Below are 25268 nucleotides of genomic sequence, written 5' to 3'. Positions count from 1 at the left end.
GGGAAGAAAGAATAAATCTTTCATCCCCAGTCTTTTTTTATCTTAGTCCCTGAATACCTTCCCTAAAACATCTTTTCCTCCGGTTACAGAAATCACGCTTCCAGTTATAAAATCGGATTTTTCATCAATCAGAAATCGAATGACCCTAGCAATATCTTCACCTGTCCCTGGTCTGCCAACTGGAGAATTTGTATCAATCCCTTCAAGGGCCTTAAGAATCCCTGTTTCCTTCCATTCTCCAGTTATATCGCCAGGACAAACCATATTGGCTGTGATCCCGTTTTCAGCTTCTTCAATAGCGATTGTTTTTGTTAACGAGACAGCTCCACTTTTTGCCGCAGCAAAGGCCGAACGGTAAATCCAGCCCGGGGCTGATTCCACCCGATCAAAGCCAATCGTGATGATACGGCCCCACCGTTCTTCTCTCATCTTAGGAAGCAATAATTTGGATAAATAGAAAACAGCATTTAAGTTGCCATTAATAATGTAATTCCAATTTTCAAAAGTATAGTCGATCATCATTTTTCTTTCATGCAGGTAAGGGCCAGCATTATGTACAAGGATGTCAATCACTTCAAAAGCTGATAGTGCTTCCGCAGCAACTTTTTGGCAATCTTCTAATTCACAAATATCACCGCTTACAGCAATATTTCGTGTCCCATACCTTTCAGACAACTCACATGCGAGCGACTCAGCCCTTTCCTTGCTTTTTCGGTAATTAATCACTAAATGAATCCCGTTTTCAGCAAGGATAAAAGCTGTTTGCCTTCCGATTCCAGTAGCCCCTCCAGTTATTAATGCTGCTTTTTCTCTCACAAGCATACCCCACAATAATATAGCTTTTTATCTAATATATTATTCATAACCATTGGGATATGCAAATGAAATGTATTTACCTAATAACGTTTAACTTTCCTTAACGATTAGGTCATTATTAGCATAATATGAAAAGAATCCATCTATTTAAAAAGATTTTTCCTGTATTTGAAAGGATGATACCCCATGTTTCCTTGGAATCTCTTCCCATTTCATAAAGATGTAAAAAAAGAGATGCAGCAAATGAACCCCGAAGATATCAATAAGTATATCCAAAACATGATGGGACAAATGATCCCCGAACAAATGCAGGGGATGATGAATCCGCAAGATTTCATGAATGGCTTTAGTAAGCAGCAGCAACAGCCAGCCAGTTCTTCTACCTTGCCATCATCAGTATTTGAAACCCATGATTTTGTATATGTAAGAATTCCGCTGAAAGAAGATGAGTGGCGGAAGAACTTAAGACTGTTTCATACATCTAACCAAATGATTATTGAACACATCCCAGAATATGAAGATAAGCACGTTATTACTCTGCCAGTCCTTGTCAAAAAAAAAGGAACAACTGCACTTATTAAAGATGGCATACTTGAAGTGAAAATTCCTAAAAATATAGATATGCAGTTTTCTGAAGTCGATGTTACAGATATTTTATAAAAAAAGAACAGTCCCAATTGGAACTGCTCTTTTTGTTGTTATTTGATTATTTTCCAATAAACATTTGTGTCCAGTAATTTCCATCAGCTACATAGCCTACTCCAAGATGCGTATAGCTAGCATTTAAGATATTTTTACGGTGTCCTGCACTGTTCATCCATGCATTTACTACTTCTTCAGGAGTACGCTGACCCATGGCAATGTTTTCACCAGCTGACTTATATGTGATTCCGAATTGCTTCATCATATCAAATGGTGACCCGTAAGTTGGGCTGTTATGATCAAAATATCCTTTTGCCTTCATATCAGCTGATTTTGCACGTGCAACCTTGCTTAATTCTACATCAAGCTTTAAAGCAGGTACGCCATTTTTCGCACGTTCTTGGTTTGTTAAATCTAACACCTTTTTCTCATAAGCACTTACAGATGATGATGCAGGTGTTGATGGCTGTGTTTGTGCTGGTTTTTGAGTTTGTGTTTGTGCCGGCTTTTGTGTTTGTGTTTGTGCTGGCTTTTGTGTTTGTGTTTGTGCTGGCTTTTGTGTTTGTGTTTGTGCTGGCTGCTTTGCTGCTGGCTTTTCAGCAGGTTGTTTTACTACTACTTGTTTATTTGCTTGGTTCCAAGTAATATTGTATTCTTTCATTAATTTTTGAATTTCGCTATTAATTTGATCCTTATTAAGGATAGTAGATTGATTTAATTTAACAACTTTCACTTGTGGAGTTGGGCAATTTGATGCCGCGTCCGCCTTGTTCACTACTGGATTAGAAACTAATAATGCTGCTGCAGCTGCTACTGAAAAAATTACTTTTTTATTCATTATATAAATCCTCCCTGATGTGTTTGGTTATTTTTTGTAGTGCTGTGTAACTTGCACAATCATCATAACACACGGTTTCTAGTAATATTTTAGGAAGGAATTTACATTCGTCTATTTCGCTAGCAATTATTAGATAATTGAAAGTTTGAGAAAAAGCTAGAATAAGAGAAAACCCTTTGTTTAACTAGTTTCTAGTATAAATGCTCTGAGTATTTTTCCCTTGGTTAGAATTTACATATTTGGCGTGTTCCTTATGAGACTTCCAAATTAAAACTAGAAAAATAGTATTGACAGTTTTTTTGAGGACGTTTTACTTTTACTTATATTACGCAAATGTTACATTTGTGAATATCCGATGATGGATAGAGTGGATGAATTAGGAAAAATTTTTAACCCAAGAATAAACAAGAGCAGCCTTTAGGCTGCTCCCATTAATGATCACCGCTATGTTCTCCCTCTTCCCCCTCGTTTTCCATATCCATTTTCATATCGGAGGAATCCTTCTCTGGTTCACTAGGCTGACCGATAACAAACTCTTTTTTAGGCATACTATGCATATTCTCAGCTGTAACATGTGAATAAATATAATAAGTTCCTTCCTCAGTAAAGCTTTTTTCTAAACGATAGATACCATTTTCAGCATGCTCAACTGCCACTTTTTCATGATTTTCGTCATTTGCCCGCCAAATTTCGAATTTGACATCTTCCGCATCTGTTACTTCTTTCTCTCCATATGTAACTTTTGCTTCAAAGACAACTGGTTCATTCACTTCAGCTTTTTCAGGATTAATTGTTAGTTCCACATCAAGAATGGCTAGCTCCTCTTCTTCTTTACTCTCTGATGAACATGCTGCTGTAAAAACAGCTGCCGCTAATAATACGAGCAGTAATAACATTTTTCTCATTGTATAATCTCCTTTATCTTTTCATGCTTTCATGACATATTAACGTGAAGATGTGTGAAATATGTGAAAAAACATTTAAATATCTAGAACAGGTAAATTGATTTGTACCATTGTCCCTTTTCCTAGCTGGCTATTAATGATTAAGGTGCCACCATGAAGAGAAATGATCTTCTCAGCAATAGCAAGCCCTAACCCAGTGCCGCCATCCTTTCTTGTTCTCGCCCGATTCACTCGAAAGAACCGCTGTTTGATTTTATCCATATCATCTGCGGGGATCCCAACCCCAGTATCAGTTATTTCTATTGAGCAGCCGGCATTGGTTTTAAACATTTTCAGTGTAATCCTTCCATTATCTGTATAACGCATCGAATTGTCGAGTATATTTTGAAGCACTTGCTCTATTCTGCCAGCATCTCCATTAATGATAATGTCGGGATCTGCTTCATATATGAATTCAATCTCTTTTTCTTTCATCTTTAGAATGTATTTCTGAACAGCATCCTCAATTAACTGCCCAAGCGGAAGAGGCGTTCGTTCAATGTTAAATTCATTTGAATCGAGCTTTGACAAATCAAGAAGATCTCCAACAAGCCTCTCCATTCTTCCTGCTTCCCGATGAATTAAGCTTAAATATTTGCTTCGATCTTCTTCTTTTACTATACCAGTATGCAAAGCATCACTATACCCTTTTATGTAGCTTATCGGGGTTCTTAATTCATGAGACACATTCGCTAGAAACTCTTTCTTGCGTTCATCCTCTTTTTGAATGGATGATGCCATATGATTAAATGCCCGAGCAAGCTGCCCAATCTCATCCATCGAATCATTCGTAATTTTCACAGAATAGTCACCTATTGAGACTTTTCCGGCTGCATCCTTCATATCAATCAACGGTTTTGTCAGCTTTCTAACGAGTATCGTTCCAGTGAAAATCGCAATGACTAGAAATAAAATTGCTGCAATCATCCACAAATATGCAAAGTCTGTCGTTACCTCTGAAATCTTTGCCAATGGGATATATAGATAAATGATGCCTTCCAATCGATTTTCGTCCAAAAGAGGAATGACGACAGCCATTATTTTTCTATCAAACCGTTCTTCAAAGCCTATTTTCTGGACTGGCCTCCCTTTAAGCAGTTTTTCTCTTTCCGTTCCGCTGATTAATGTTTCATAATCGATATCAAAAGGAAGACATGCACTTAGTTCTCTTGGATTACTGACAATAAATATTTCTGTTTCAGATTTTGAACTATACCAATCAATCTTATCTTTCAGTTCATCTGTTAATGGACCCCCTTCATATTCAGCAGCAAGACGCCGACCTTCTTCAAGTAAATTTTCTTCTACATTTTCAACATAAAGCTTTTCATAAAAAAGATAAGATAAAAAGTAGGAGTAAATAATCGTGACAACGATGGCAGCTGTGATTGTCAGCCATAGCTTTTTTGCAATGCTGTCCATACTGAATGTCATTTTACGTGTACCTCAAATTTGTAGCCAATTCCCCACACAGTTTGAATATAATCTGCCATCCCAAGCTTCATTCGAAGTGTCTTGATATGTGTATCTACAGTACGCAAACTCCCTATGTAATCCATTCCCCAAATATGTTCCAAAAGCTGTTCCCTGCTTAATGCTTGTGCATAATGATCAGCAAAAAAGGCTAATAGCTCGAACTCCTTTAATGTGAGAGCAACGATTGTATCAGCTACCATCACTGTTCTGGCCATACGATCAATCATTATATCTCCTAATTGTATCCGTGTCTGAGAGTCAGCAGATGTTAACCCTGATCTTCTTAAAACTGCCTGTATTCTAGCAATCATTTCTCCTGGACTAAATGGCTTTACGATATAGTCATCCCCTCCAAGCTGTAATCCCTTAACCTTATCCCATTCTTCACCTTTTGCTGATAAAAAAATAATCGGAACGCTGTACTTCTCCCTAATTCGTGCACAAACTTGAAAGCCATTTTCATCAGGCATCATAATGTCGAGAATAATTAAATCGATCTTTTTATTTTTTAATATTTCGTATCCTTCCTGCCCACTAGCTGCAAGATAGCAATAATAACCAGAGTTTTCGAGATACATTTCTGCAAGATGCCGCATATCTTCCTCATCATCGATTATTAAGATATTTGTTTGCACCATTACTTTCTCTCCCTTATTACAATTTGAAATGGTCCATCACCGACGGAAATCGTTTTGATTATTTTTAGATTTTCAGAATCGACAATATGAACATCATTGCTATCATACCCGGCAATAATCAGCTGATTTTCAACAATGAGCATCTCAAATGGATTCGCACCAACTACAATAGAATCAATCACATTTCCCTCATCATCTAATTGATAAAGCTTACTTGTGCCATGGCTTAGGACATATACATGATTGTGATTGCCTATAAAGTTAATAGGCATAGATGGAGCTGGAATCTTTCGTTTAAACTTACCCGAAACGGAGTCGTAAACATGGATATCCTTCTCAATTTCCGCCCCCGACCCATGTCCGCCAATCCATATCTCTCCCTTTTCATCATTTAGCCACGCCCCAGCAGCAGATGGATGAATCGGGTAGCCATTCATTTTTTTCTTTTTCACTAAGTCAACAACTGTTAACTGTTCTTTATTAAAACTAAGAACAAATAGCTTCTTCTCCTTCTCCGCCTCTAAAATCGTAAGAGGATTTAACTCTGTGTTCACTTTCCATTGCTCTTCTCCATCCAGATTAAAAAATCTGATTTGGTTTAAGTCCTGATCAACTAAGGCAATCTCTGAACCCATATGCAGCAGCTTTCCATTAACAATCCCTTTGCCTGTTTTCCAGCTATCGATCTTCTGTCCTCTTTTCAGTGAATAAAGATCAACCGTTTCCATCTGCTTGCCATACAAAAGCAGAGTATCCCCATCAGGTAGAATAATTGCACCAGTATATGGTTTGTCCAATTCCCAGTCTAGCATTTTCTCCATTTTGTCCAGATCTATAAATGAAATGGATTGGTCTTTAATATTCACAGTTGCAGCGATCGAACGGTCCTCCTGGATTGGCGGATATCCTTTATTTGAACAAGATGATAGAAGAAAAACGACAGCTAGGAAAATCACAACTCTATGTATACTCCTCAACATTTTCAGGTATCTCCTTCACCAATACTATCCTTCATCTTACACATAGTTTGTGATAAAAATGTGAAATGGGTTTGTGGATATTGTTATTTTATTTTCTCCATCATTTCTAGATGGACTAGAATGAGTAATTGTTTATCGCTCTCCGCTAAATGAGAGTCCATCACTCTTTTTACAGCAAAATAAAATTTTTCATGGATAGATTTTCTCACTCTTGGGTGAGCATTTTCATCCTTTAGTTCTCTTTCTATTGCTGTTTTAAGAATTTGTTCGGCTTCCTCATCAGCCGAAAGTAAACGGTTATTCCATAATGTTCTATATTCGATCAATAAATGATTGAAATTTATTTCCTTTTTCAAAGTGGATTCCTCCTAATCATTCACTAGCTTCTCTCCCATTTTTACATAAATAAAAACTATTGTGCAAAAAATAAGTGTAAATAATTGCGAAAGGAGAGGATTTTTCATGAGTTCACCGTACTGCTGCCCCAATTGTAAAACAAATAAAAGCCGATTTAACATTATTAAACAAGTTCCGCAGTCGGTTAAAATGGATCCACGGTCTGGCGTTGTACTTGAAGAATACAGCAGTGAGAATTTAAGCCCTTTCCATATGGCATATAGAGGACCTGAATTTCGGGTTCAATGCGGTGCCTGCGGATTAGTGGAGGATGAAAGAACGTTTATCAAATTCGGTGAAAAAAATTAAAGCTTGAGAGATTATCCTCTCAAGCTTTTCTTATTATCTTTGAATAATAACTTGTTTTCCTCTAAAAATTTTATGCTGTCAACTTTCCAGGCACCATAAGGAGAAAATCTGACTAAATTAACTTTGCCTTTAAAAGACCTTCTTCCAGCGTTTTTTACGACCATATCAATCTCTACAGGAATTTCTAGACTTAATTCTTCTGTAAGATCTTCCTTTGGCATCACGAGCATGCGCGATAAATTTATGTTTTCTATATTTTGCAGAAGCTTTTTCCATTTTATTTTCTGCAAAGAGGCAGCGGTGACAATTCGAGTATCCTGCTGTTTCAATCCAGCAATATATGCACGAACCACTTCATATGGCTCAGCATGGTTTAAATATTCTTGAAGAGATCCGGCAGATTTTAAGATCATTAATTTATGCGATAAATCCATAAAATTTGTCCGATGGGTTGTGCTCCCATAAAAATGTATACAAAAATGCCCTGGAAAATTATTCTTTAGTGCACCTGCCCCATGCGGCATTCCGTGCATGGAGGCCGCTATCCATTGGTTCCCATTAATAACAATAATCGCCCTGCGCTTCCAGCTCCATTTTCCATTATATATTTTCTTCATGATTTTGGTATCTTTCGGGGTTAATGGCTGTACATCTGCATGATTACTCCCAGCACGTCTTTGTACTTGAAATTTCTCTCCAGTCTCCACATCCATAACAATAAACTTACTATATTTCGGCAGAATTTTATTTACCTTTTCCCATGTGAGCATCTCAATCCGTATGCTCACATTGTCCTTGTCTGCATATATAATTGAACCATTTAATAAAACAGCAATCACTAATATAACCGCAATACGGAACTTCATATTTCCCACTCAATTTCATTATTTATTTTCGAGAACCCTCTATTCAAAAAGTTTTCCATATAGGGAGAAATTGTATTCATTAAAAAACATGTTCAGCTTAAACTGAACACGTTTTCTCAATGAACTTATTTATTTTCTAATGAATGCAATTCTTCCTCAATTTGCTTCCAGTTAATATTTTCACCGATAAAAACCATATTAAGCGGCATATTCATATTTTCCTTCATATATAAAGGCATGCCGTAGGAATATTGAAACAGACTAGGAAACCCCGAAGACTGAAATTTTACATATCCTTTTATTCGGTATATCGTATCTGGAAGCTTTCTTAAAAAGGATTCAAATTCCATTTGATCAATGGAATTCTTAAACTGGTACACGAATGTGCTTAATTTTAAGTCCGTACTTGCATGTGTGTGGACATTATCTGTTTTCATACTTGGAGATAATTTTCTAATTTGCTGGATCGGAACTTTCGCAAAAGTTGTTAAAATGGAAAGTGCATGAGAATTAAGAGCTTGTATCTCCATCGTTAGTTTAGATTGTTCTCCGTCCGTCAGTTCATCGGTTTTATTTAGTAAAATTAAATCAGCATGCCGAATTTGTTCAATGAGAAGCTGCTGGACTTGAGGACTGAGTGATTGCCGTTCTAGCCAGCGCATTCCATCGACAACGGAGATGATCCCCTTTACATCTATTCGATCTGCAAAAAGCGGGGACAAAACAGCATCCAAAACCTCAACTGGGTGAGCCGCTCCTGTTGCTTCAATGTATATTGCATCTGGTTTATCAAGCACAAGCAGCCCTTGCAATTGCGACTCAAGTTTATCTTGAATGGTGCAGCAAATACAGCCATCTAGTAATTCTTTGAGAGGGATATCATCATCAACAGCATCCGAATCAATCGATACTTTTCCAAGCTCATTCATCATGACAGCAACTTTTCGACTTTGTTTCTTTTCCTCCATTAATAGCTGTTTCAGTAAAGTTGTTTTTCCGCTCCCCAAAAAACCCGATAAAATATATATTTCTGTTTTATTCATATAGAACCCCTTTCTTTCATATGATCTTCATGCATCTCCGTAATAATTTTGCTTAATTTCTTTTCAAGAAAATTTAAATCATCGCTCATTAATAATCCAATCGTATGAAAAATCTCTCTTTTACATTTCCAGACGGGAATATAAGCATTTGGAAAATACACATCTTCCTTTTCAACACCAACCTCAAGATAAGACTCATAGTTTTCTTCAAAGATATCATCCCTTGTTGCTGGTCTCCCTTTTACCTCGCGAATCAATTCAATGACAATATTTTCCTTTAACTCTTTAAAATCTTCTTTATTAGCTGATTGCAGCTTTTGACCTAATCGTTCACATTCCAATTCAATATTTATAATTTCCTGTTTTATTTGTTCATTAAGATGTGAAATTTGTTTCAAAGTAACACCTCATTGCTTTGCTCATTGTTAGACCTTTAATATCCGTGCATAAAAGAAAGCACTCACCAAAAATTAGGAGAGCGCTTTTTTATAAAGACTATGAACTCATTTCCTGCTTCAGAATTTCAGCGGCTTTTTTGATTTGTGTATCGTCTTTATCAAGCTTTTCTCGTAACTTTTCCATAAGTACGAGAGTGGATTGACCCGTTAGCACTCCATCTGCTTTAAGCTTTTCAGCCGATTGGAACTTTTCAACAGCCGATTTTGTGTGCTCATCGAAGAAACCATCCTCCCTGCCAGGATTATAGCCAAGAGCAATGAGCATCTGCTGAGCTGCCTTCACTTCTTTCGAAGACATTGAAAGCTTTAATTCCAAATCTGGATTAATGAAAGGCAATGTCGCATACTCAGGCAATGCTACTTCATAGTCAGGTGTAATCCCTTTCTTATGAATCCAGTTGCCTTTCGGAGTTAACCATTTTTCTGTTGTAAATTTCATGTTAGAACCATCAGAAAAGTCTTGTGCTCTTTGGACCGTTCCCTTACCAAATGACTTCTCCCCTACAAGAGGAATATTCGCAGATTCCTTCACAGCCCCGGCAAGAATCTCTGATGCACTTGCACTTCCTTTATCAATAACGACTACAAGTGGAATTTTTGGATTTTTGGATCCTCTTGATTTTTCTTCTACACGATTTCCATTGCGGTCCTCTATTTGAAAAATAATTTCACCCTCTGGGACAAATAAACTTGAGATTTCAACTGCTCGTTCTAATAACCCGCCTGGATTTTGCCTCAAATCAAGAATGAGGCCTTTCATTCCTTGACCTTGGAGTTCATTTAGTTTTGTAACTAGCTCTTTTGTCGTGTTATCTGAAAAAGAGGTAATTTGAACCTTGGCAATGCCATCTTCCAGCATCTCTCCATAGACTGTCTCAATAGGAATCGTATCGCGGACAATCGGAACGGTAATTGCATCTTCTACTCCTGGTCGCATGATGGATAGCTCCACCTTCGTTCCTTTTTCCCCTCTAATTAAAAGTACAGCCTCGGATGAACTCATGCCTTGCAGGCTTTTTCCATCTACTGAAACCACCTTGTCATTTGGCTTAAGTCCTGCTTTTTCAGCCGGTGAACCTTTTATAGGAGAAACTATGACAATTGAACCTTCCTTTTCTTGAATTTCAGCTCCAATGCCTTCAAATGATGAGGAAATACTTTGATGAAAGTTTTTTGCTTCATCTTCACTCATATAATCGGAATATGGATCTTCAAGGGCATCAACCATCCCGTTAATTGCTCCATTAATTAACTTATCCTCGTCCACTTCCTGAAAATAGGATGTTTTAAGTGAATCAAAGGCAGCATATAGCTTTTGAAATTCATTTCGCTCTCCTCCGCTGCTCGTAATTGCCTTTTGACTGCCAATCAAAAATGCAACAGTTGTAATCCCAGCAGAAATAATTACAACTAATAAAAGCATAATCACAAATTGAAACTTCTTCATTCGGATAAAGCCAGATGGTTTTTCTGGTTTATCCTGGTTTAAATCCTCTGTTTGCAAAACCTTCACCACTTTCGTATTCCATAAAGAACTCCTAAAATCCTTAATGAATAGAATACCATTTTTTTGATAGAATTAACAAAGTTAAGTAATCAAATAAATGCGATCTCTTATATTTTCTTTACCGTTCCGAAATATTCCTCTAAAGTCCAGCCATTCTTATAAATGATTGCTGCTGCTTCTTTTCCTACAAATCTGAAATGCCACGGTTCATATTTATAGCCAGTTATTCCTTCTTTACCTTTTGGATAACGCAGAATAAAGCCGTAATGATGGGCATTGGCTGCAATCCATTTCCCTTCAGCAGTCTCCCCGAATTGTTCAGAAAGTTCGAATTTCGCACTTTGACTGGATAAGTCCATTGTCAAGCCAGTTTGGTGTTCACTTGTCCCCGGAACAGCTACCGCTTTCGCAGCTTTCTCTGCACCATATTTATTTATCTCTGCGCTATATACTTGTGTTTGCCTGTCATAAGACCGGTAACCGGAAACAGCAAATAAGTGAATCCCTTGTTTTTTTGCTTCTGCAAACATTGTTTCAAGTGCCTTAGCTGCCTCTTTTCGCATATAAGCTTTTTCAATATCCTGATTCCCGAATGAAAATAACACATTTGGACGCACTAAGTCTTCTGGTGTATAGCCGTCTGGAAGACTGAATTCCTTATTAACCAAAACCATAGAGTTTGTTGGGTTTTGAATAACATTTTTCCCATTAACAACTTTCACATCATTAAAAAATGCTGCCTCAAGAGTTGGAACATTTTCTTCAGGCTGACTTTGTTCCACTGGTTGATTTTTCTCTTCTTCTATATTTTTTTCTGCTTCTTTATCAATTACATTTACAGAACTTTCAGATTCATTATTTTTATTCAATAAAGGTATTTTTTCCAAAATAGGATCTAATTGACTGCATCCAGTAAGCAGGAAGCTCAAAATTAACGTTAAAACAAATATTTTTTTCATTTTTTCCACCTATTCCCTATAAAACTAGTAAGCATATTTTATTTTAACACGAAAAAATAACATTTTCAGAGTTAAATAATATCCAAAAAACGGAACATGCTATATAGGTACCACTACCTGAATTTTTTATAAATAATAAAACTGGCTCAATGCTGAACCAGTTTACTCAACCATTTATGCTTCTTTAATTGCTGCTTCAAGTGCCACTTCAATCATTTCGTTGAAAGTCGTTTGTCTTTCTTCAGATGTTGTTTCTTCACCCGTTAAAATATGGTCACTGACTGTAAGAACAGATAGTGCCTTTCTATTGAACTTTGCAGCAAGTGTATAAAGAGCGGCTGTTTCCATTTCAATCGCTAATATTTGATATTTTGCCCATTTTTCTAATTCGGCGTTGTCATTATAAAACATATCAGCAGTAAATACATTTCCTACTTTTAGGTTTAAGCCTTTCTTTATCCCTGCATCGTAAGCATTCTTTAACAGCTCAAAATTTGCCGTTGGAGCAAAATCAACACCGCCAAATGTAAGGCGATTCATTTGTGAATCAGTAGATGCTGTCATAGCTAGAATAACGTCTCTTACTTTTACATCTTTCTGAATGGCACCGCAGGTACCAACTCGAATCAGGTTTTGTACATTATAGCTATTCATTAATTCATTAATATAAATTGAAATCGAAGGAACACCCATTCCTGTCCCTTGTACAGAGATTTTCTTTCCTTTATATGTACCCGTGTACCCAAACATATTGCGAACTTCATTATAGCAAGTCGCATTTTCTAAAAATGTTTCAGCAATATATTTGGCACGAAGCGGGTCTCCAGGTAAGAGGACCGTTTCTGCAATCTCATTTTCCTTTGCACCAATATGAACACTCATTATGTAACCTCCATTTTTCAATAAGACTTTATCGCAGATTAACAGGCTGTATGACCCCGCTGATTGAAGTTTCACTTTATCTGCCTTTTCCCACTATACCATATATAACACTGATCTATAAACGTTTAAGTTCAAGCATTAATTTAATGGATACGGGTAAGCTATCAATAGCTTTTCCAAAGGAGGTTGCAATCATGTCACAGGAAAAAATGAGCAAGAAATTAAGGCAGGCAGTTCAACACGCCAATGAGACAAATCCAACATCAAGAGCAAATACTGAACCTCATACTTCTAAAACAGTAAAGACAAAAAGCAATAAATAAAGGAGAATCATAATGGGAAAAAAACATCGAAACCGCATTAATTCACCAAAGAAAAATAACCATATTCCAAAAGAAGCCATCATCGCTGAGCAGGAAGCACATGGGAAAGAATTTTCTGCTGCCGGAGGAAGAAAGGGAAATCCAGGTTCCAACACGGAATAAGGAGAGCATCATGCTCTCCCTTTTATCTGATATGTACACGATTGATTATTTTCCATCCGCCTGGCTGCAATTGATAATAAAACTGTCCTTTACGTCCTTCATCAATAAATAAAATATCTCCAGTTGCAATAAAACGACCTGTAAAATCTTTTGGAATGAGATCTGGAACATTAAATGTCGCAAACACGGTATATAAGCACTCCTCATGATCTCCTCCCTCGATTGAGAGTCTGTACACTTGTCTATATCCTTTATTTTGCCGAAATTCAGGCGTTTGAAAAATGGTCACATCAAATAGCTTTGTTTTTACCTTCGTAAGCTCTTTTAGCAATGTGTCTCCCTCCTACATCCCTTCATTCAAGAAATCAAACCATCTGTCTTTTTATAAATTATCGTTTTCGCTTTTACTCCTGTCGTTTCCTTCAAAGAAAACATACGATTTTTGTCGATTATGCATTTTATTTTTTGATAGCGCTTTCATTATTGGTTTCCTCTCATATACTAGTACTAAACTAACTACTTTGGGGGGATGTTATTTGTGGGTTTCTACATCAGCCAGAAGACCATTTTTCTTATCTTTTCTTTTATGTTTAATTGTTTCCTTACTATCATTTATTCTTCAGCCTTTTCAGCCCTTCCAATCCATTGCTCATCGGGGGGCATCGTTCTATGCGCCAGAAAATACAATGGCAGCTTTTCAGAAAGCGGTTGATCTTGGCTTTGATTTTATTGAGTTTGATGTTCAGTTAAGCAAGGATAGCCAACTTGTTGTCATTCATGATGCCGATGTACAAAGAACAACCGATGGTGTCGGTTATATCAGGAATTTAACTATAAAGGAAATTAAATTACTTGATGCGGGATCCTGGTTTTCACCAGAATTCAGCAATGAAAGAATTCCATTACTTGAGGAGGTCTTACAGCAATTTGGCGGCAAAATTGGATTGCTCATTGAAATGAAATCTTCGAAAAATCAGCCCCAATTAACTAAATTATTATCAGATACTTTGATGAAGTATGTTGATAATGGCTTGAAGCCATCTACATTAAAAGTTCAATCCTTTAACATTAATGAAATAAAAAAATTCCATGAATTATCCCCAACTGTTTCCTCAGGAATTCTTTTAGAAAAACCGTTAAATATTCTTCACTTTGAAACCTATAGCCAGTATGCCTCATTCTTATCCGTCAATCATCAACTCCTCTCTAAATCAATTATTCACCAGGCAAAACAGTACGGCTTCGATATTTATTCATGGACAATAAAAAAACAGTACCAATTTTTAATGATGCAGCGATTAGGTGTAAATGCTATTATCTCAGATGAGGAATGTAAAGAATCAAACAGCAGACTCCTAACACTTATCTTTCAATTATAAAAAAATAAGCCCTTTTCAGGCTTATTTTTTACTCTTATGAATAACTCTGAATGATTGATTGTATTTTTTGCTGCATGTTCGGAATATCTCCTTGGTTCACTGTAAAACGAATATTTGATTCGTCCATATTTAAGGCCTCTGAAAATAAACTGCTTAAACCCCGAACCTTTCGATCCACCTGCATCAAGATTTCAATGTCATAGGCTGAAACAGGGAAAAAAGTAATTTCTAATTCATCTAACCTACCACGGAATGGACCAGATGCTGGAACGAATTCGAATTCTTGGATAAACGGAAGTCTGCGGCGTAAACGATGGGGTGCTTGTTCACACTCAGCTTCCCTTAATCTGAAGCCCAATCCATTAATTGCCTGAAACACTGAATCCATCATTTGATTAGGTACAACTCGAAGATAGTCTTTATCTGTTGGATCCACCGCATTTTTTATATCTAAGCCAGTTGCAATCCATACCTTTGTTTTCCCAATCGATAAAGGAGTGTCTGGAGGAAGAATAAATGAAAATGGAATGACTTTTCTCTCGTTTGCCATAAGCATGAACGATTCTGTTAATCGAAATCTATCAATTTGTGCAGGAACTGTATATTTTTTATCGTCTGCTTCCTTAATATACGTAGTATTTAAGGTTAAATAAATATCATCAATTCTTTGTTCTACATTCCCCCCCTGAATCTCAACGACTCCACGAATTTCTCCGCCAGGAATAACAGTATCACTTTCAAGCTTTGTATCAACCTTTGCCGAACCGATTCCAACACTCGCTAACATCTTATTGAAAAATGACATTTACAAACTCCTCCTAGTGATCACTTTTTTTCTTTATATGAATTATACGAGAGTTTTCTGTTAAAGGTTTCATAAATATTTTTATTTTTTCTTAAAAGCAAAAAATGACGAGATTTCCCCGCCATTTTGTTCCTTATTCCTCTTCAATTTCTTCATCAATAATGCATTTTTGTAATAAGTAGTCAAATGTTATATCAGCAAGCTCCTCTATTTCTCCTTCAGCAGGCACAAATCCTCTTTTAGTCAGCTCATGAAAGAAAAATTCTGCTATTTCTTCCGTGTCAATAAAAACTTCAATTTCCCTCACAGCATCGCCCCCTTTGTAGAGAATGTATGATGTCCTTTCCGTTTTCATGCAACCCATCTTTTGAAAAAGAAAAACTTTAACTTTCTACACAAACAAATCTGATTTTCTGACATTTTATAGAAGGTCAAGCATACATATGAACATAAGAAAATATTTAAATATTGGAGGACAAAAAATGACTAGTATTTCCAGAGCAATAGCAGAAGTAAAGGAAGATTTGAATAAAGAAGGGAGTATGATTCTTGTAGTGTTTAGCCGGTTTTTAAATGGCTTATTTAAGTTATCATTAGGGGTTGGTATACCTATACTCATTTATTTAGTCATGCAGCTAAGTAACCTCCGTTAAACCGTGCTTTTTCCATCATTATTAACTATTAATTTTAGTTTTCTAACGATCACACGCATGATATGCAAATAATCATCATCCTGAAACATTTCATATAAAATTCTGTAATCATTATAAATATCTAGCAATCCATCAATTAACATTCTTTTTTCTTTAATATTTGCCAGTAATTCCCTCTCTGCTTTTCTAAAAGTCGTTCCGTTCTGTGCTTTAATTTCAGGAAGTTTTTCCTTTTTGTTCATTAAATATAGAAGCCCTAATTTTTTTATAAAGACATCTGCGCTTTCCGCATCAGCAACAAGTGTTAATTCATCTTCCCCCGCTTCTAGCCATTCCCCATCACTAATTCTTGAAAGCTCATAGATGATATCTTCCCAAGCATCCTCTTTATAACGCCAAATTTCGGTTCGAAAGCCCATTATTTTGAATAAATCAGAACCGTAACCCTTCACTTGAACTAAATCACCAAAAAAATATTTATATTCTATATCAATATGTTCCTTTTCTAGTACTTCTCCCTCATAATCCGATAATAATTGAAGACTGGATTCCATATAGAGACCTTCACTTTTGTTAACTTCGTAGACATACATCCCATCAAGCCACTTTACATCCGTGATTTTCCCGACTGTGCCATACATAGTGATCACGACTGTATCACCGATATTATATTTTGGTTTTTTTCGATCGCTCATTTCCTCCATCCTCTCAAGTATTCAGCCGTGAGTAACTTCTTTGCTTACAGTATATGCATGAAACCGAAGAATCGCTCCGATAAAGGGGAAGTTTGGACCGTGAAGAAATGAAAAACACGCGATTCACATAAAGAGAATGGCGTGTTTTTGTAATCGCTTATTTTTACGCTTCACTATTTATATATAAATCCCATGCCTCATCAAAAATCGTCATATTCTCCATATAGGAGCCATTTAATTCCAAATACAAACTTAACTCATGGTAATCTGACGATGTCTTAGGGAAGCTATGATCCTTATATGCATGATTGGCAAACTTACTAATAGAGTCTTTTGGATTGGGATGCCGATATTTCATTAAATAATGATAGAAGGTTTTTGCCATATATATCACCAGCCTAAATTAAAGTACGGATATTTGCATGATTCTAATCATATTCTATCGAATACTATATACGAAAAGGTGCCGCTTCGTCTATATGAAAAAGCAATCCTAATTTGGATTGCTTTTTCATACAAGTCTCTATTAAATTTCTATTGCCAGCGATCAGCTTTTGCTAACTCTGTAATTGCCCAAATAATATTAAACATTAATAATGAAACGGTAATAGGAACAGCGATTAGCCAATTTTTTCCAAGCTTTTCCTTTATAACACCTGTGAAATAGCCGCAGAAAAACAGTACAAACATTGCAGCAGCAAGCATAATCATTAAAACAAGCTCCATTTCCTGATCCCCCAAATATAATTTCTCAAAAAAATATCCCTCTAATGTTTCCACAGAATGTAATAGATTCTAAAATTTATTATATAGAGAGAACGATTAGATTTTTCAGGAAATGTTGAATAAATTGTGAAATATGTCCTTGACTTAGTTAAGATGTAAAATCAAAGTAGTTTCTTTTTAGCAGCCTCGGCTGGGCCATTAAGTTCGAAAAGCTAGTTTCCGTGCCAATTTCATTCGTATTAATTAAAAATAATTGATCCTCAATTTCCTTTACTAATAAATCTGATTGATAAATCATTTGACAATCATGGCATATGGTGGATGGGACATCAATGATTTTGATTGCTCTCGTGCCATCAGGAAGCTCCCAGTAAACATTATCCGTACCTTTTGAAATGTTTTGGCTTTCACACCATGCACATTGATCACACATGTTCATTGCCTCCCTACTCTCTTGTAACTGCCTTTTCTTCTTGATCGTATTTTTTATCTTTTTGCTCTTGTGCCATAAATTTCTTTTCTTTTAATTCATCACGTTTTTCACGTTTATTTTTCAATGTTGCATGTGTTGGATCATGCTCATACTGTTCCCTTCGATTAAGCCGCGCCAAGTCTTCAGGAACAAGATTAAATTTCTCATCATTCATTAAAGCGGCAATCCCAACATTAGACTTTTTCTCGTCTATATCCGGGTATATTTCCTTGAAATATCCTTCCGCCCTTCCTGGTACATAGCTTTCTGGTTCTGGATAAGTGGTAATGACCCCTTCAAAGTTTCGAAGAACAACTTTATCAGCACTTTGGGAAATTAAATAATTGGGCTGAAGCGAGATTTTCCCTCCTCCCCCCGGAGCATCTACAACAAAGGTCGGAACCGCATATCCTGAAGTATGTCCCCGGAGTCCTTCAATTATTTCTAACCCTTTTGACACTGGTGCACGGAAATGACCAATCCCTTCTGATAAATCACATTGGTAAATATAATACGGACGCACTCTAATTTTTACTAGGTCATGCATAAGCCTTTTCATAATAGGAACGCTGTCATTAATGCCTGCGAGGATTACTGACTGGTTCCCAACTGGAACACCTGCATTTGCGAGCATTTCACACGCCTTTTTCGATTCCTCAGTAATTTCAATGGATGTATTAAAATGCGTGTTTAACCAGATTGGATGGTACTTTTTTAATATACTGCAGAGGTTTTCCGTAATTCTTTGGGGGAATACTACCGGTGCTCTTGTTCCAATGCGAATAATTTCAACATGATCAATTTCTCTTAGATTTTTTAAAATATACTCTAATATATTGTCATTGATTAATAGACCATCTCCTCCTGAAATGAGTACATCCCTGACTTGCGGGGTATTTCGTATATAATCAATTGCTGCATCCAGCTGCTTCTTTGGAACCCCCATGCCAATCTGACCCGAAAATCTCCTTCTAGTACAATAACGGCAATACATGGAACATTGATTTGTGACAAGGAATAACACACGGTCGGGATATCGATGGGTAAGACCAGGAACAGGCGAATCTTCGTCTTCATGAAGTGGATCCTCTAGGTCGTATTTGGTTTTATATATTTCTTTTGAAATAGGGACTGACTGCATTCTGATCGGACACCGAGGATCATCAGGATTCATGAGTGAAGCATAATAGGGAGTGATATTTAAAGGAATTGTTTTTGTGGATATTCGTACACCTTCCTCTTCTTCAAGTGTTAGATTAATCACTTTCTTTAAATCTTTGACTGTGCGTATGGTGTTTGTTAGCTGCCAGAGCCAATCGTTCCACTGTTCTTCAGTCACATCTTTCCAAAGTTCTATATCTTGCCAATGGCGGCTAGGCTTGTATAAGAATGATTTCATCTCAATTCCTCCTAAAAATTCTCTTTATATCAGTTATGCAATTTCCGTGCCAACATTCTGAATTTTCATTATATAATATGCCTCGACCGCTCTATGTGACTATAATAAATATATTCTCACTTAGATTTTTCAAAAGAAACTCTTGGAAAAATAAGCAAAGAGCGCCAATTTCTCGGCACTCTTTGCTTAAAATTCGTTCCATTCTATTTTATTTTAGCATTCATGCCTCTGCCAGAAAATTGTCATTATCATGCCAGAAATTTAGCACATTTACACCCTACACCTTTTCTTCTATCGAACCTTCAAGCTGTAAATAGGCTTCTTTTAGCTGCTTGAGCTCTTCTTCATTTGCATCCCAATAGCCTCGTGTATGACTTTCAAACAATCGTTCCATCATGCTATGGAGTGCAAAGCGATTATTCTTTATTAGCTCTTCTCTACGTTTTTCATCGGCTATATACGTAGAATTCAGTTCACTAAAAATCCAGCTATCCACCTTATTTGTTGTTGCAGCTAACCCAATAAGGTTTTCAAACCTTTCGAGGATCTGTTGAGTACCATGCTGTTCATGGGCTAATAAACCATCAATCCATTTCGGATTTAGTACTCTTGTTCGTACACCCCGTTCAATGGATTTTTTCACATCTTCAGTTTGGATCAATTCTCCTGTAGTATCAGAAATATAGACTGGTGTCTTCCTTCCTCTTTCAACCTCAACCGCCTTTGAAAAACCGCCAAAATATTCAAAGTAATGGTCTAGATCAACTACTTCAAGCTCTAAATTACTTCTAATTTGTGATACTAAATCTACTGCTTCCAGATGGAGCTTTAACAGCTGTGAGGACGGTTTGCCGCGAGAGCCAATTCCATATACATATTGAATGTCTTCTACATATCCTTTAGCTAAATCCGATTCCTCTTGCCAATTTCTCTCCCCAATAAGGCTTGTTACCCTAGTGCTATAAGCCCCTTCGGATGGGCCAAATATTCTCGCAGCTGCCAAATGAAATGCTTCCTCTTCTTCATAACCTTGATTGCTTAACTTTTCAAATATCCGATTCGTATTTGCTTTTAAATAGTTATCATTTTCAGATTCATCTAATCTAGCTATCTTTAGAAATAGACCGCTTAAGTCCTCTATTACATTTGGAAAAATGTCTCGAAAAAAGCCAGTCATATGAATGACAACATCTATTCTCGGTCTTCCAAGCTCCTTAATTGGAATAATTTCATAGTTTGGTTTAAAGCTTCCCTTTGAGACTTGGACACGGACACCTAAATAGTGCAAAATTTGCCCAATGGTTTCACCTTGTGTGCGAGAAGTTTCAAATCCCCAAAGAACAATCCCGGTTGAAGCTGGATAGTTGCCAAATTCCTCATAATATTGAGTGATTGTATTTTCTGCAATGATTTTTCCTCTTTTAGCAGCTGTTTTTTCAGGGATTAGACGTGGATCAAATTGGTAGAGATTAAGCCCAGATGGAAGAATTTCTGGATTTTTCACAATATCCCCGGCTAATTTTACTGGAAGATATCTCCCTGATAATGCTTGAAGCAAGCCTTGTTCCTCATAGGATCTTATACTGTTCATATACGCATGAAATCCAAATTTCAGTGATTCATAGCAGTTCTTGCGTGATTCCTCTGATACAAGTAAATGATTATCGAAATGGCATGTATCAATAAATTGATTAACAATTAGGTTCTCCACTTCATCTAGTCGTTCCATTTCTTCTTGCAAACAATTCTTCAGTATCCTATCGTAATTCTTTCCATTATCTTCTGAAATGATTCTTTTGATAGATTTTAACGTTCCACGATCATACCGCAGTACTTGCTTCATATAATTCCTTGCCTCTTCATCATTATAGCCATTGCCAAAGATATGCAGCCCTTTTGGGATAAGAGATCGTTTCATTTGATATAATTCAATTTCAATTTCGTGAATAGTAGTTGCTGTGAAATGAAGGGCATGAACCCTTTTCTTTATTTCTGTATATAAGTTAGCACATCGATTTGGGTCCAGCTTCTCAGCTTCAGAATAATTAGCTAGAAGCTCTTCAAGCTCTACATATTCCCCATATAAATCACTAGTCACATAGGGAGGAGTTTGATAACTTACTAAGACAGCATGTGTACGCCGTTTAGCAATCATTGCCTCTGATGGGTTTCCAATATAATAGATATATACATGAGGGACATCCCCAATTAGCTCATCTGGTGTACAATCACCGGACACAGCAACCTCTTTTCCCTTTAAGAATTCAAGTGTTCCGTGCGTACCAACATGGACCATCGCATCCGCCTGAAAGGCATCCTTTAACCAGCAATAGAAAGCAGCATACTGATGGTGCGGATGTAATGATTTATCATGGTAAGAATTAGCTAGCATATCTTCTGTACTTCTAGCTGGCTGCAATCCAATAAATACATTGCCAAGAATCATTCCAGGGATAAGAAAATCTGTACCATCAACCATAATTGACCCAGGTGAATGTCCCCAATCTTGCGTAAGTTCCTTATAAATTTGCTTTTCTCCCATATAGCCTTCGTATGCTTCAGACTCATATCGCAAAAAACCGCTGTACGTTGTCTCTGTTCCCCATTTTCCTGAATTGACTAGCTTTCCGGCAGTAAACTGATCCAATAGCTGCTCTTTTGTTACTTCAGGTACTTTATAGCCCTCTTTTCGCAATGTATTTAAAACATTTATGACAGAAGCAAAGGTATCAATATACGAAGCTGAGAATAGACTGTCCTCACCAGGAGGATAGTTATAGCAAATAATAGCAACCTTTTTGTCCCGATTTTCTTTCTTCTGTAACACTAAAGTTTTCTCTACGCGATTTAGAAGACTTTGAACACGCTCTTCAATCAATACGAGTTCTTGATGATTAAATTCGAAGACTAGAGTGTCATTCACATCCATAAGCCCTCCAACCGGAAAAGTACCAATCGAGCCATCTAATTCTGGCAGCATAACAGATGTTAAGTACTCAGATGAATCAATGCCTTGAATGGATTCCTTCCATTGTTCAACCGTACGTCTAGTGATAAAAAATGGGTGAAAGATCGGCACACCAAGCTCCTCTAAAAAAGGAACAACCTCATGCGAATTCCCTCCCATTGGACCAGCACCTATGCGGAATGGCACAAAATTAACCAGTACGTTTACCTTAAATTTATCATTGCCTAGTAAATCACGAAAACGATTGACATCAATACTTGCTATGCCAGGTGCTAAAATCGGGATGATATTAGCCATCGGCTTAAGTCTTTCAATTATCTGCTGTACACATTTCACATTATTGGCTCGAAAATGATAGCCCAAAAACAAAACACCTATTACAGGCTTTTCTTGATTAAAAGGAAATTCTCTCTCATACTCGCTGAAAGATTCATATACCTTTTTTTGATTGTCATCATAAATATAAAGATCATCCTTAATGAGCGGCTTATACGGTTCTGGTAAATGCTGTTTATTTCCATCCCCATATTCCTTAGCAAGAAAAATAAGCAGCTGATTTATATACTCCTCATTTGCATACATCCAGTATTCAACAATTGCTGCAAGGTGATGAAAATGATTCTGCTTTTCTTCTGGCAATTGAAAAGCGTACTTATTTATCTTTTCTTTATTATCTAGGACGAATAATGAAGGCGGCTGCCCATCGCTGACAAGCAGCCTAACTAGATCCTCACCAAGTAAATTCCCTAATTTAAACTGTTTTTTCATCTGTTCTTCCTGAATGGAGAAGTATATCTTTTCGGCATCTGGACGTGCGTATTGAAGGTATGCTTTAATATTCGTGACCCACTCTACTGGACAGAGCCGTAAATCAACTATAATCAGGTCAGATTTCTTTATTGCTTCTACTAATATATGACCCTTTTCTTTATCTTCAACAGAGCTTTTTGCATCGAATAAACTCATTGTTAACATACTCGGATAGCATTTATTAAATTTTTTATAGGCAGTGACTGAATCCACTAATATACCGGTTGCTGAAGTGATAAATGTAATATGCATAAATTCCCCTCCACTCTTATCTACTAGAAGTGATTGCCTTTACAATGCCTTCCGAATGAATATCCCCCATTTTGCAATATGATGCGTCTAATTCCATAGCTAATTCTTTCGCAAGTCCCAGTTGAATAAATCCTGCTTCCGTATCAATCACCATGGTTTTAATTTGTTGAGAACGTATTTCTCTACATATTGATAATGCGTCCTCCCATTGATTCTCATCAGATTTCGCCGAATTAGCTCGGCCGTCAGTGATTAAAACTAGGAACGGTGCATAATCAGGATCCTTATAGCTGATAAAATTTATTTTATTCAACGCGGTTTCTAGCCCTAATGCTAAAGGTGTATTTCCCCCTGTCGGAATTTCAGCTAACTCTTTATTCGCAAGCTCTATACTTCTAGTCGGTTCGAGCAAAATCTTGCTATCATTATTTGAAAAGGTAATTAAACCTACCTTATCTCTTTTTTGATAGGCCTCCTGTAACAAGGATAAAATCGCGGACTTAACAATACTCATCCGTCTTTTAACTCCCATCGACCCGCTTGCATCTACTAAAAATAAAATTAAGTTTCCAGTCCGCATTTCCCTAACCTTTTGCCGAAGGTCTGAAGAGTGTATGACAATAAAATTGCCATTTGATTTTCTCACTTTCTGATATCTGGCTGCCACTCTAAGTGTGGCATCAAAAGCGATATCATGTTGCTTTCCTTTAGGGAGTTTGCTTTTAATATAGCGGCCCATTAACTTTGTAGCTTTTGTACGCGTCCTCTTTCCATTGCCTTCTTTCTTTATTGGATTTTTCTTCACAAATGGCTCAATTAGAGATAAATCAATTATTCCTTGTGGAGCTTCAACACTTTCCTTAATTAGGCTTTCTTTCTCATTTTCAGGATCCTTGTTCATCTGATTATTATGAAATGGTTCCTCCATTTTTTCCATTTCTATCTGATTGTTTTCTAGATCAGGTTGAGGAGGTTCCTGTTTATCCGTTTCCATTGGCTGTTGATTATTCATATCACGCATACGGTGTGGAAGCACATATTCAGCTGCCTCCCTTACATGTTTGATAGATAATGTGTCCTCTTGATTGAGGGCAGCAACTGCCTTTGCAGTTTCAATCAGTAGCCAATCGGCACGATGCCCTTCACAGCATGCTTGTAAAGCAATTTCTGCTGCAAATCTCTTTATCTCTTCCAGCACTAAGAACTGCCCTACTAATTTTTTGGCTTCTTGAATTTTGGCTTTCAATTCATAAAGCGGCTGCTGCTGCTGTTTGCAAAAGCCTTCTTTATCACGTTCATATGCCAATCTGCACCCAATAATTTGCTTTCTTAGCTGAATATCTGTTTCTCCCTTTACATGTACAAACAGACCAAACCGATCTCTAAATTTAGATGAAAGCGTTCCTTCTTCCGGATTCATCGTTCCAATTAACAAGAAATCCGAATCATATTTTGATGAGATCCCCTCCCTTTCCAGCTTAATTACTTTTGTTTCTTTTACATTCATCAGTATATTTGCAACACCATTGGATAATAGGTTAACTTCATCTATATATAAAATTTTCTCATGCGCCCTAGCCAGTAACCCTTGCTGCACTTTTCTCTTTCCAGTTTTTAACATATGTTCAAAATCTATTCCGCCAAGGATTTGCTCTTCCGTTGCATTTAATGGAAACTCTATTAACGAGGATTGATCTTCAATTAAAGGCAAAATTCCTCTAACTAAAGTAGACTTGGCTGTCCCTTTATCCCCTTCTATTAAAACACCGCCAATTTTGGGATTTATTAAAGCAAGGAGTATAGCCTTTTTGGCTCTTTCCTGCCCATATATCGCAGTAAAAGGATACATCCATTTATGATTCATATATGA

The 25268-nt window shown here is 36.8% G+C and carries 29 protein-coding genes; 6 read left to right on the top strand and 23 right to left on the bottom strand.

Annotated elements, in window-relative coordinates; translation table 11 throughout:
- Window positions 1–42: 42 nt before the first annotated feature.
- Complete coding sequence (locus C1726_RS20860) at window positions 43–816, bottom strand: SDR family oxidoreductase (protein ID WP_102274909.1); 774 nt, start codon at window positions 814–816, stop codon at window positions 43–45.
- Window positions 817–1002: 186 nt separating this feature from the next.
- Here C1726_RS20860 and C1726_RS20855 point away from each other — a divergent pair, with 186 nt between their 5' ends.
- Window positions 1003–1476, top strand: a complete 474-nt coding sequence (locus C1726_RS20855) for an Hsp20/alpha crystallin family protein (protein WP_102274908.1) — start codon at window positions 1003–1005, stop codon at window positions 1474–1476.
- 46 nt (window positions 1477–1522) lie between these two features.
- On the opposite strand, the gene C1726_RS20850 is transcribed toward C1726_RS20855, so the two are convergent.
- The 6 genes from C1726_RS20850 to C1726_RS20825 all read right to left on the bottom strand — a co-directional run bounded on the left by C1726_RS20850 (window position 1523) and on the right by C1726_RS20825 (window position 6690).
- Window positions 1523–2296: a CAP domain-containing protein gene (locus tag C1726_RS20850; RefSeq protein WP_102274907.1), complete on the bottom strand. Its 774-nt coding sequence runs from the start codon at window positions 2294–2296 to the stop codon at window positions 1523–1525.
- A 431-nt stretch (window positions 2297–2727) separates the two neighbouring features.
- The gene (locus C1726_RS20845; protein WP_102274906.1) at window positions 2728–3201 is read right to left on the bottom strand and encodes a FixH family protein; all 474 of its coding nucleotides are present in this window, start codon (window positions 3199–3201) and stop codon (window positions 2728–2730) included.
- A 75-nt stretch (window positions 3202–3276) separates the two neighbouring features.
- The gene (locus C1726_RS20840; RefSeq protein WP_102274905.1) at window positions 3277–4674 is read right to left on the bottom strand and encodes a sensor histidine kinase; all 1398 of its coding nucleotides are present in this window, start codon (window positions 4672–4674) and stop codon (window positions 3277–3279) included.
- On the bottom strand, window positions 4671–5354 hold the full coding sequence (locus tag C1726_RS20835) for a response regulator transcription factor (protein ID WP_102274904.1): 684 nt from the start codon (window positions 5352–5354) through the stop codon (window positions 4671–4673). Before C1726_RS20835 ends, C1726_RS20840 begins: the two co-directional genes overlap by 4 nt.
- Entirely contained in the window at window positions 5354–6334 is a 981-nt protein-coding gene (locus tag C1726_RS20830; RefSeq protein ID WP_102274903.1) for a YncE family protein, read from the bottom strand. Before C1726_RS20830 ends, C1726_RS20835 begins: the two co-directional genes overlap by 1 nt.
- An 83-nt stretch (window positions 6335–6417) precedes the next feature.
- Window positions 6418–6690, bottom strand: a complete 273-nt coding sequence (locus tag C1726_RS20825) for a hypothetical protein (protein WP_235822813.1) — start codon at window positions 6688–6690, stop codon at window positions 6418–6420.
- 106 nt (window positions 6691–6796) lie between these two features.
- On the opposite strand from C1726_RS20825, the gene C1726_RS20820 reads away from it, so the two are divergent.
- Complete coding sequence (locus tag C1726_RS20820) at window positions 6797–7039, top strand: DNA alkylation repair protein (RefSeq protein ID WP_102274902.1); 243 nt, start codon at window positions 6797–6799, stop codon at window positions 7037–7039.
- Window positions 7040–7050: 11 nt separating this feature from the next.
- Here the strand turns inward: C1726_RS20820 and C1726_RS20815 are convergent, their stop codons facing one another.
- The 6 genes from C1726_RS20815 to deoD all read right to left on the bottom strand — a co-directional run bounded on the left by C1726_RS20815 (window position 7051) and on the right by deoD (window position 12754).
- On the bottom strand, window positions 7051–7905 hold the full coding sequence (locus C1726_RS20815; RefSeq protein ID WP_102274901.1) for a hypothetical protein: 855 nt from the start codon (window positions 7903–7905) through the stop codon (window positions 7051–7053).
- A gap of 125 nt (window positions 7906–8030) precedes the next feature.
- The gene (locus C1726_RS20810) at window positions 8031–8948 is read right to left on the bottom strand and encodes a CobW family GTP-binding protein (RefSeq protein ID WP_102274900.1); all 918 of its coding nucleotides are present in this window, start codon (window positions 8946–8948) and stop codon (window positions 8031–8033) included.
- Complete coding sequence (locus C1726_RS20805; protein WP_102274899.1) at window positions 8945–9346, bottom strand: hypothetical protein; 402 nt, start codon at window positions 9344–9346, stop codon at window positions 8945–8947. Before C1726_RS20805 ends, C1726_RS20810 begins: the two co-directional genes overlap by 4 nt.
- Before the next feature lie 97 nt (window positions 9347–9443).
- A complete protein-coding gene (locus tag C1726_RS20800; protein WP_102275882.1) occupies window positions 9444–10853 on the bottom strand; it encodes a lmo1851 family serine protease in 1410 nt (469 codons plus the stop codon).
- Between the two features lie 167 nt (window positions 10854–11020).
- The gene (locus C1726_RS20795; protein WP_102274898.1) at window positions 11021–11872 is read right to left on the bottom strand and encodes a M15 family metallopeptidase; all 852 of its coding nucleotides are present in this window, start codon (window positions 11870–11872) and stop codon (window positions 11021–11023) included.
- Between the two features lie 174 nt (window positions 11873–12046).
- A complete protein-coding gene (gene deoD, locus C1726_RS20790; protein ID WP_102274897.1) occupies window positions 12047–12754 on the bottom strand; it encodes a purine-nucleoside phosphorylase in 708 nt (235 codons plus the stop codon).
- A gap of 194 nt (window positions 12755–12948) precedes the next feature.
- Between deoD and C1726_RS26790 the strand changes: the two genes are divergently transcribed.
- Entirely contained in the window at window positions 12949–13077 is a 129-nt protein-coding gene (locus tag C1726_RS26790) for a hypothetical protein (RefSeq protein WP_268877033.1), read from the top strand.
- A gap of 12 nt (window positions 13078–13089) precedes the next feature.
- Window positions 13090–13239, top strand: coding sequence for a hypothetical protein (locus C1726_RS26315; protein ID WP_162840486.1), 150 nt, complete (start codon window positions 13090–13092; stop codon window positions 13237–13239).
- A gap of 22 nt (window positions 13240–13261) precedes the next feature.
- On the opposite strand, the gene C1726_RS20785 is transcribed toward C1726_RS26315, so the two are convergent.
- A complete protein-coding gene (locus C1726_RS20785; RefSeq protein ID WP_102274896.1) occupies window positions 13262–13570 on the bottom strand; it encodes a YodL domain-containing protein in 309 nt (102 codons plus the stop codon).
- 205 nt (window positions 13571–13775) lie between these two features.
- On the opposite strand from C1726_RS20785, the gene C1726_RS20780 reads away from it, so the two are divergent.
- Window positions 13776–14618, top strand: coding sequence for a glycerophosphodiester phosphodiesterase (locus tag C1726_RS20780; RefSeq protein WP_235822812.1), 843 nt, complete (start codon window positions 13776–13778; stop codon window positions 14616–14618).
- A gap of 34 nt (window positions 14619–14652) precedes the next feature.
- On the opposite strand, the gene C1726_RS20775 is transcribed toward C1726_RS20780, so the two are convergent.
- Together C1726_RS20775 and C1726_RS20770 are read right to left on the bottom strand one after the other, a co-directional pair.
- Window positions 14653–15423 carry a sporulation protein gene (locus tag C1726_RS20775; protein ID WP_102274894.1) on the bottom strand — a complete coding sequence of 257 codons (771 nt, stop codon included), beginning with the start codon at window positions 15421–15423 and terminating at the stop codon, window positions 14653–14655.
- Between the two features lie 133 nt (window positions 15424–15556).
- Window positions 15557–15730 (bottom strand): YozD family protein, encoded by a 174-nt coding sequence (locus tag C1726_RS20770; RefSeq protein ID WP_075209169.1) that lies wholly within the window; start codon window positions 15728–15730, stop codon window positions 15557–15559.
- A 175-nt stretch (window positions 15731–15905) separates the two neighbouring features.
- Here C1726_RS20770 and C1726_RS26310 point away from each other — a divergent pair, with 175 nt between their 5' ends.
- Entirely contained in the window at window positions 15906–16076 is a 171-nt protein-coding gene (locus tag C1726_RS26310) for a hypothetical protein (RefSeq protein ID WP_180968256.1), read from the top strand.
- Here C1726_RS26310 and C1726_RS20765 read toward each other — a convergent pair.
- The 7 genes from C1726_RS20765 to C1726_RS20735 all read right to left on the bottom strand — a co-directional run bounded on the left by C1726_RS20765 (window position 16073) and on the right by C1726_RS20735 (window position 25262).
- Window positions 16073–16771, bottom strand: a complete 699-nt coding sequence (locus C1726_RS20765) for a hypothetical protein (RefSeq protein ID WP_102274893.1) — start codon at window positions 16769–16771, stop codon at window positions 16073–16075. The genes C1726_RS26310 and C1726_RS20765 overlap by 4 nt on opposite strands.
- 163 nt (window positions 16772–16934) lie before the next feature.
- On the bottom strand, window positions 16935–17156 hold the full coding sequence (locus C1726_RS20760) for a YozE family protein (RefSeq protein WP_102274892.1): 222 nt from the start codon (window positions 17154–17156) through the stop codon (window positions 16935–16937).
- A 149-nt stretch (window positions 17157–17305) separates the two neighbouring features.
- Entirely contained in the window at window positions 17306–17497 is a 192-nt protein-coding gene (locus tag C1726_RS20755) for a hypothetical protein (RefSeq protein WP_102274891.1), read from the bottom strand.
- A gap of 148 nt (window positions 17498–17645) precedes the next feature.
- On the bottom strand, window positions 17646–17930 hold the full coding sequence (locus C1726_RS20750; RefSeq protein ID WP_102274890.1) for a YokU family protein: 285 nt from the start codon (window positions 17928–17930) through the stop codon (window positions 17646–17648).
- A gap of 13 nt (window positions 17931–17943) precedes the next feature.
- The gene (gene kamA, locus C1726_RS20745; RefSeq protein WP_102274889.1) at window positions 17944–19368 is read right to left on the bottom strand and encodes a lysine 2,3-aminomutase; all 1425 of its coding nucleotides are present in this window, start codon (window positions 19366–19368) and stop codon (window positions 17944–17946) included.
- A gap of 277 nt (window positions 19369–19645) precedes the next feature.
- Entirely contained in the window at window positions 19646–23398 is a 3753-nt protein-coding gene (locus tag C1726_RS20740) for a cobaltochelatase subunit CobN (RefSeq protein ID WP_102274888.1), read from the bottom strand.
- Between the two features lie 16 nt (window positions 23399–23414).
- Window positions 23415–25262 (bottom strand): AAA family ATPase, encoded by a 1848-nt coding sequence (locus C1726_RS20735; protein WP_102274887.1) that lies wholly within the window; start codon window positions 25260–25262, stop codon window positions 23415–23417.
- Between the last annotated feature and the right edge of the window lie 6 nt (window positions 25263–25268).

Origin of the sequence: Cytobacillus massiliigabonensis, from assembly GCF_900199725.1 — a bacterium.
Classification (GTDB): domain Bacteria; phylum Bacillota; class Bacilli; order Bacillales; family Cytobacillaceae; genus Cytobacillus; species Cytobacillus massiliigabonensis.
Note: the sequence above shows the minus strand (reverse complement) of the source record. Positions and strands in the feature narration are given on the sequence as shown.

Coding starts and splice junctions, on each gene's coding strand:
- C1726_RS20855 (WP_102274908.1), top strand. CDS start 1,003: ATGTTTCCTTGGAATCTCTTCCCATTTCATAAAGATGTAAAAAAAGAG.
- C1726_RS20850 (WP_102274907.1), bottom strand. CDS start 2,296: ATGAATAAAAAAGTAATTTTTTCAGTAGCAGCTGCAGCAGCATTATTA.
- C1726_RS20845 (WP_102274906.1), bottom strand. CDS start 3,201: ATGAGAAAAATGTTATTACTGCTCGTATTATTAGCGGCAGCTGTTTTT.
- C1726_RS20840 (WP_102274905.1), bottom strand. CDS start 4,674: ATGACATTCAGTATGGACAGCATTGCAAAAAAGCTATGGCTGACAATC.
- C1726_RS20835 (WP_102274904.1), bottom strand. CDS start 5,354: ATGGTGCAAACAAATATCTTAATAATCGATGATGAGGAAGATATGCGG.
- C1726_RS20830 (WP_102274903.1), bottom strand. CDS start 6,334: ATGTTGAGGAGTATACATAGAGTTGTGATTTTCCTAGCTGTCGTTTTT.
- C1726_RS20820 (WP_102274902.1), top strand. CDS start 6,797: ATGAGTTCACCGTACTGCTGCCCCAATTGTAAAACAAATAAAAGCCGA.
- C1726_RS20815 (WP_102274901.1), bottom strand. CDS start 7,905: ATGAAGTTCCGTATTGCGGTTATATTAGTGATTGCTGTTTTATTAAAT.
- C1726_RS20810 (WP_102274900.1), bottom strand. CDS start 8,948: ATGAATAAAACAGAAATATATATTTTATCGGGTTTTTTGGGGAGCGGA.
- C1726_RS20800 (WP_102275882.1), bottom strand. CDS start 10,853: ATGAAGAAGTTTCAATTTGTGATTATGCTTTTATTAGTTGTAATTATT.
- C1726_RS20795 (WP_102274898.1), bottom strand. CDS start 11,872: ATGAAAAAAATATTTGTTTTAACGTTAATTTTGAGCTTCCTGCTTACT.
- deoD (WP_102274897.1), bottom strand. CDS start 12,754: ATGAGTGTTCATATTGGTGCAAAGGAAAATGAGATTGCAGAAACGGTC.
- C1726_RS26790 (WP_268877033.1), top strand. CDS start 12,949: ATGTCACAGGAAAAAATGAGCAAGAAATTAAGGCAGGCAGTTCAACAC.
- C1726_RS26315 (WP_162840486.1), top strand. CDS start 13,090: ATGGGAAAAAAACATCGAAACCGCATTAATTCACCAAAGAAAAATAAC.
- C1726_RS20775 (WP_102274894.1), bottom strand. CDS start 15,423: ATGTCATTTTTCAATAAGATGTTAGCGAGTGTTGGAATCGGTTCGGCA.
- C1726_RS26310 (WP_180968256.1), top strand. CDS start 15,906: ATGACTAGTATTTCCAGAGCAATAGCAGAAGTAAAGGAAGATTTGAAT.
- C1726_RS20765 (WP_102274893.1), bottom strand. CDS start 16,771: ATGAGCGATCGAAAAAAACCAAAATATAATATCGGTGATACAGTCGTG.
- C1726_RS20760 (WP_102274892.1), bottom strand. CDS start 17,156: ATGGCAAAAACCTTCTATCATTATTTAATGAAATATCGGCATCCCAAT.
- C1726_RS20755 (WP_102274891.1), bottom strand. CDS start 17,497: ATGGAGCTTGTTTTAATGATTATGCTTGCTGCTGCAATGTTTGTACTG.
- C1726_RS20750 (WP_102274890.1), bottom strand. CDS start 17,930: ATGTGTGATCAATGTGCATGGTGTGAAAGCCAAAACATTTCAAAAGGT.
- kamA (WP_102274889.1), bottom strand. CDS start 19,368: ATGAAATCATTCTTATACAAGCCTAGCCGCCATTGGCAAGATATAGAA.
- C1726_RS20740 (WP_102274888.1), bottom strand. CDS start 23,398: ATGCATATTACATTTATCACTTCAGCAACCGGTATATTAGTGGATTCA.
- C1726_RS20735 (WP_102274887.1), bottom strand. CDS start 25,262: ATGAATCATAAATGGATGTATCCTTTTACTGCGATATATGGGCAGGAA.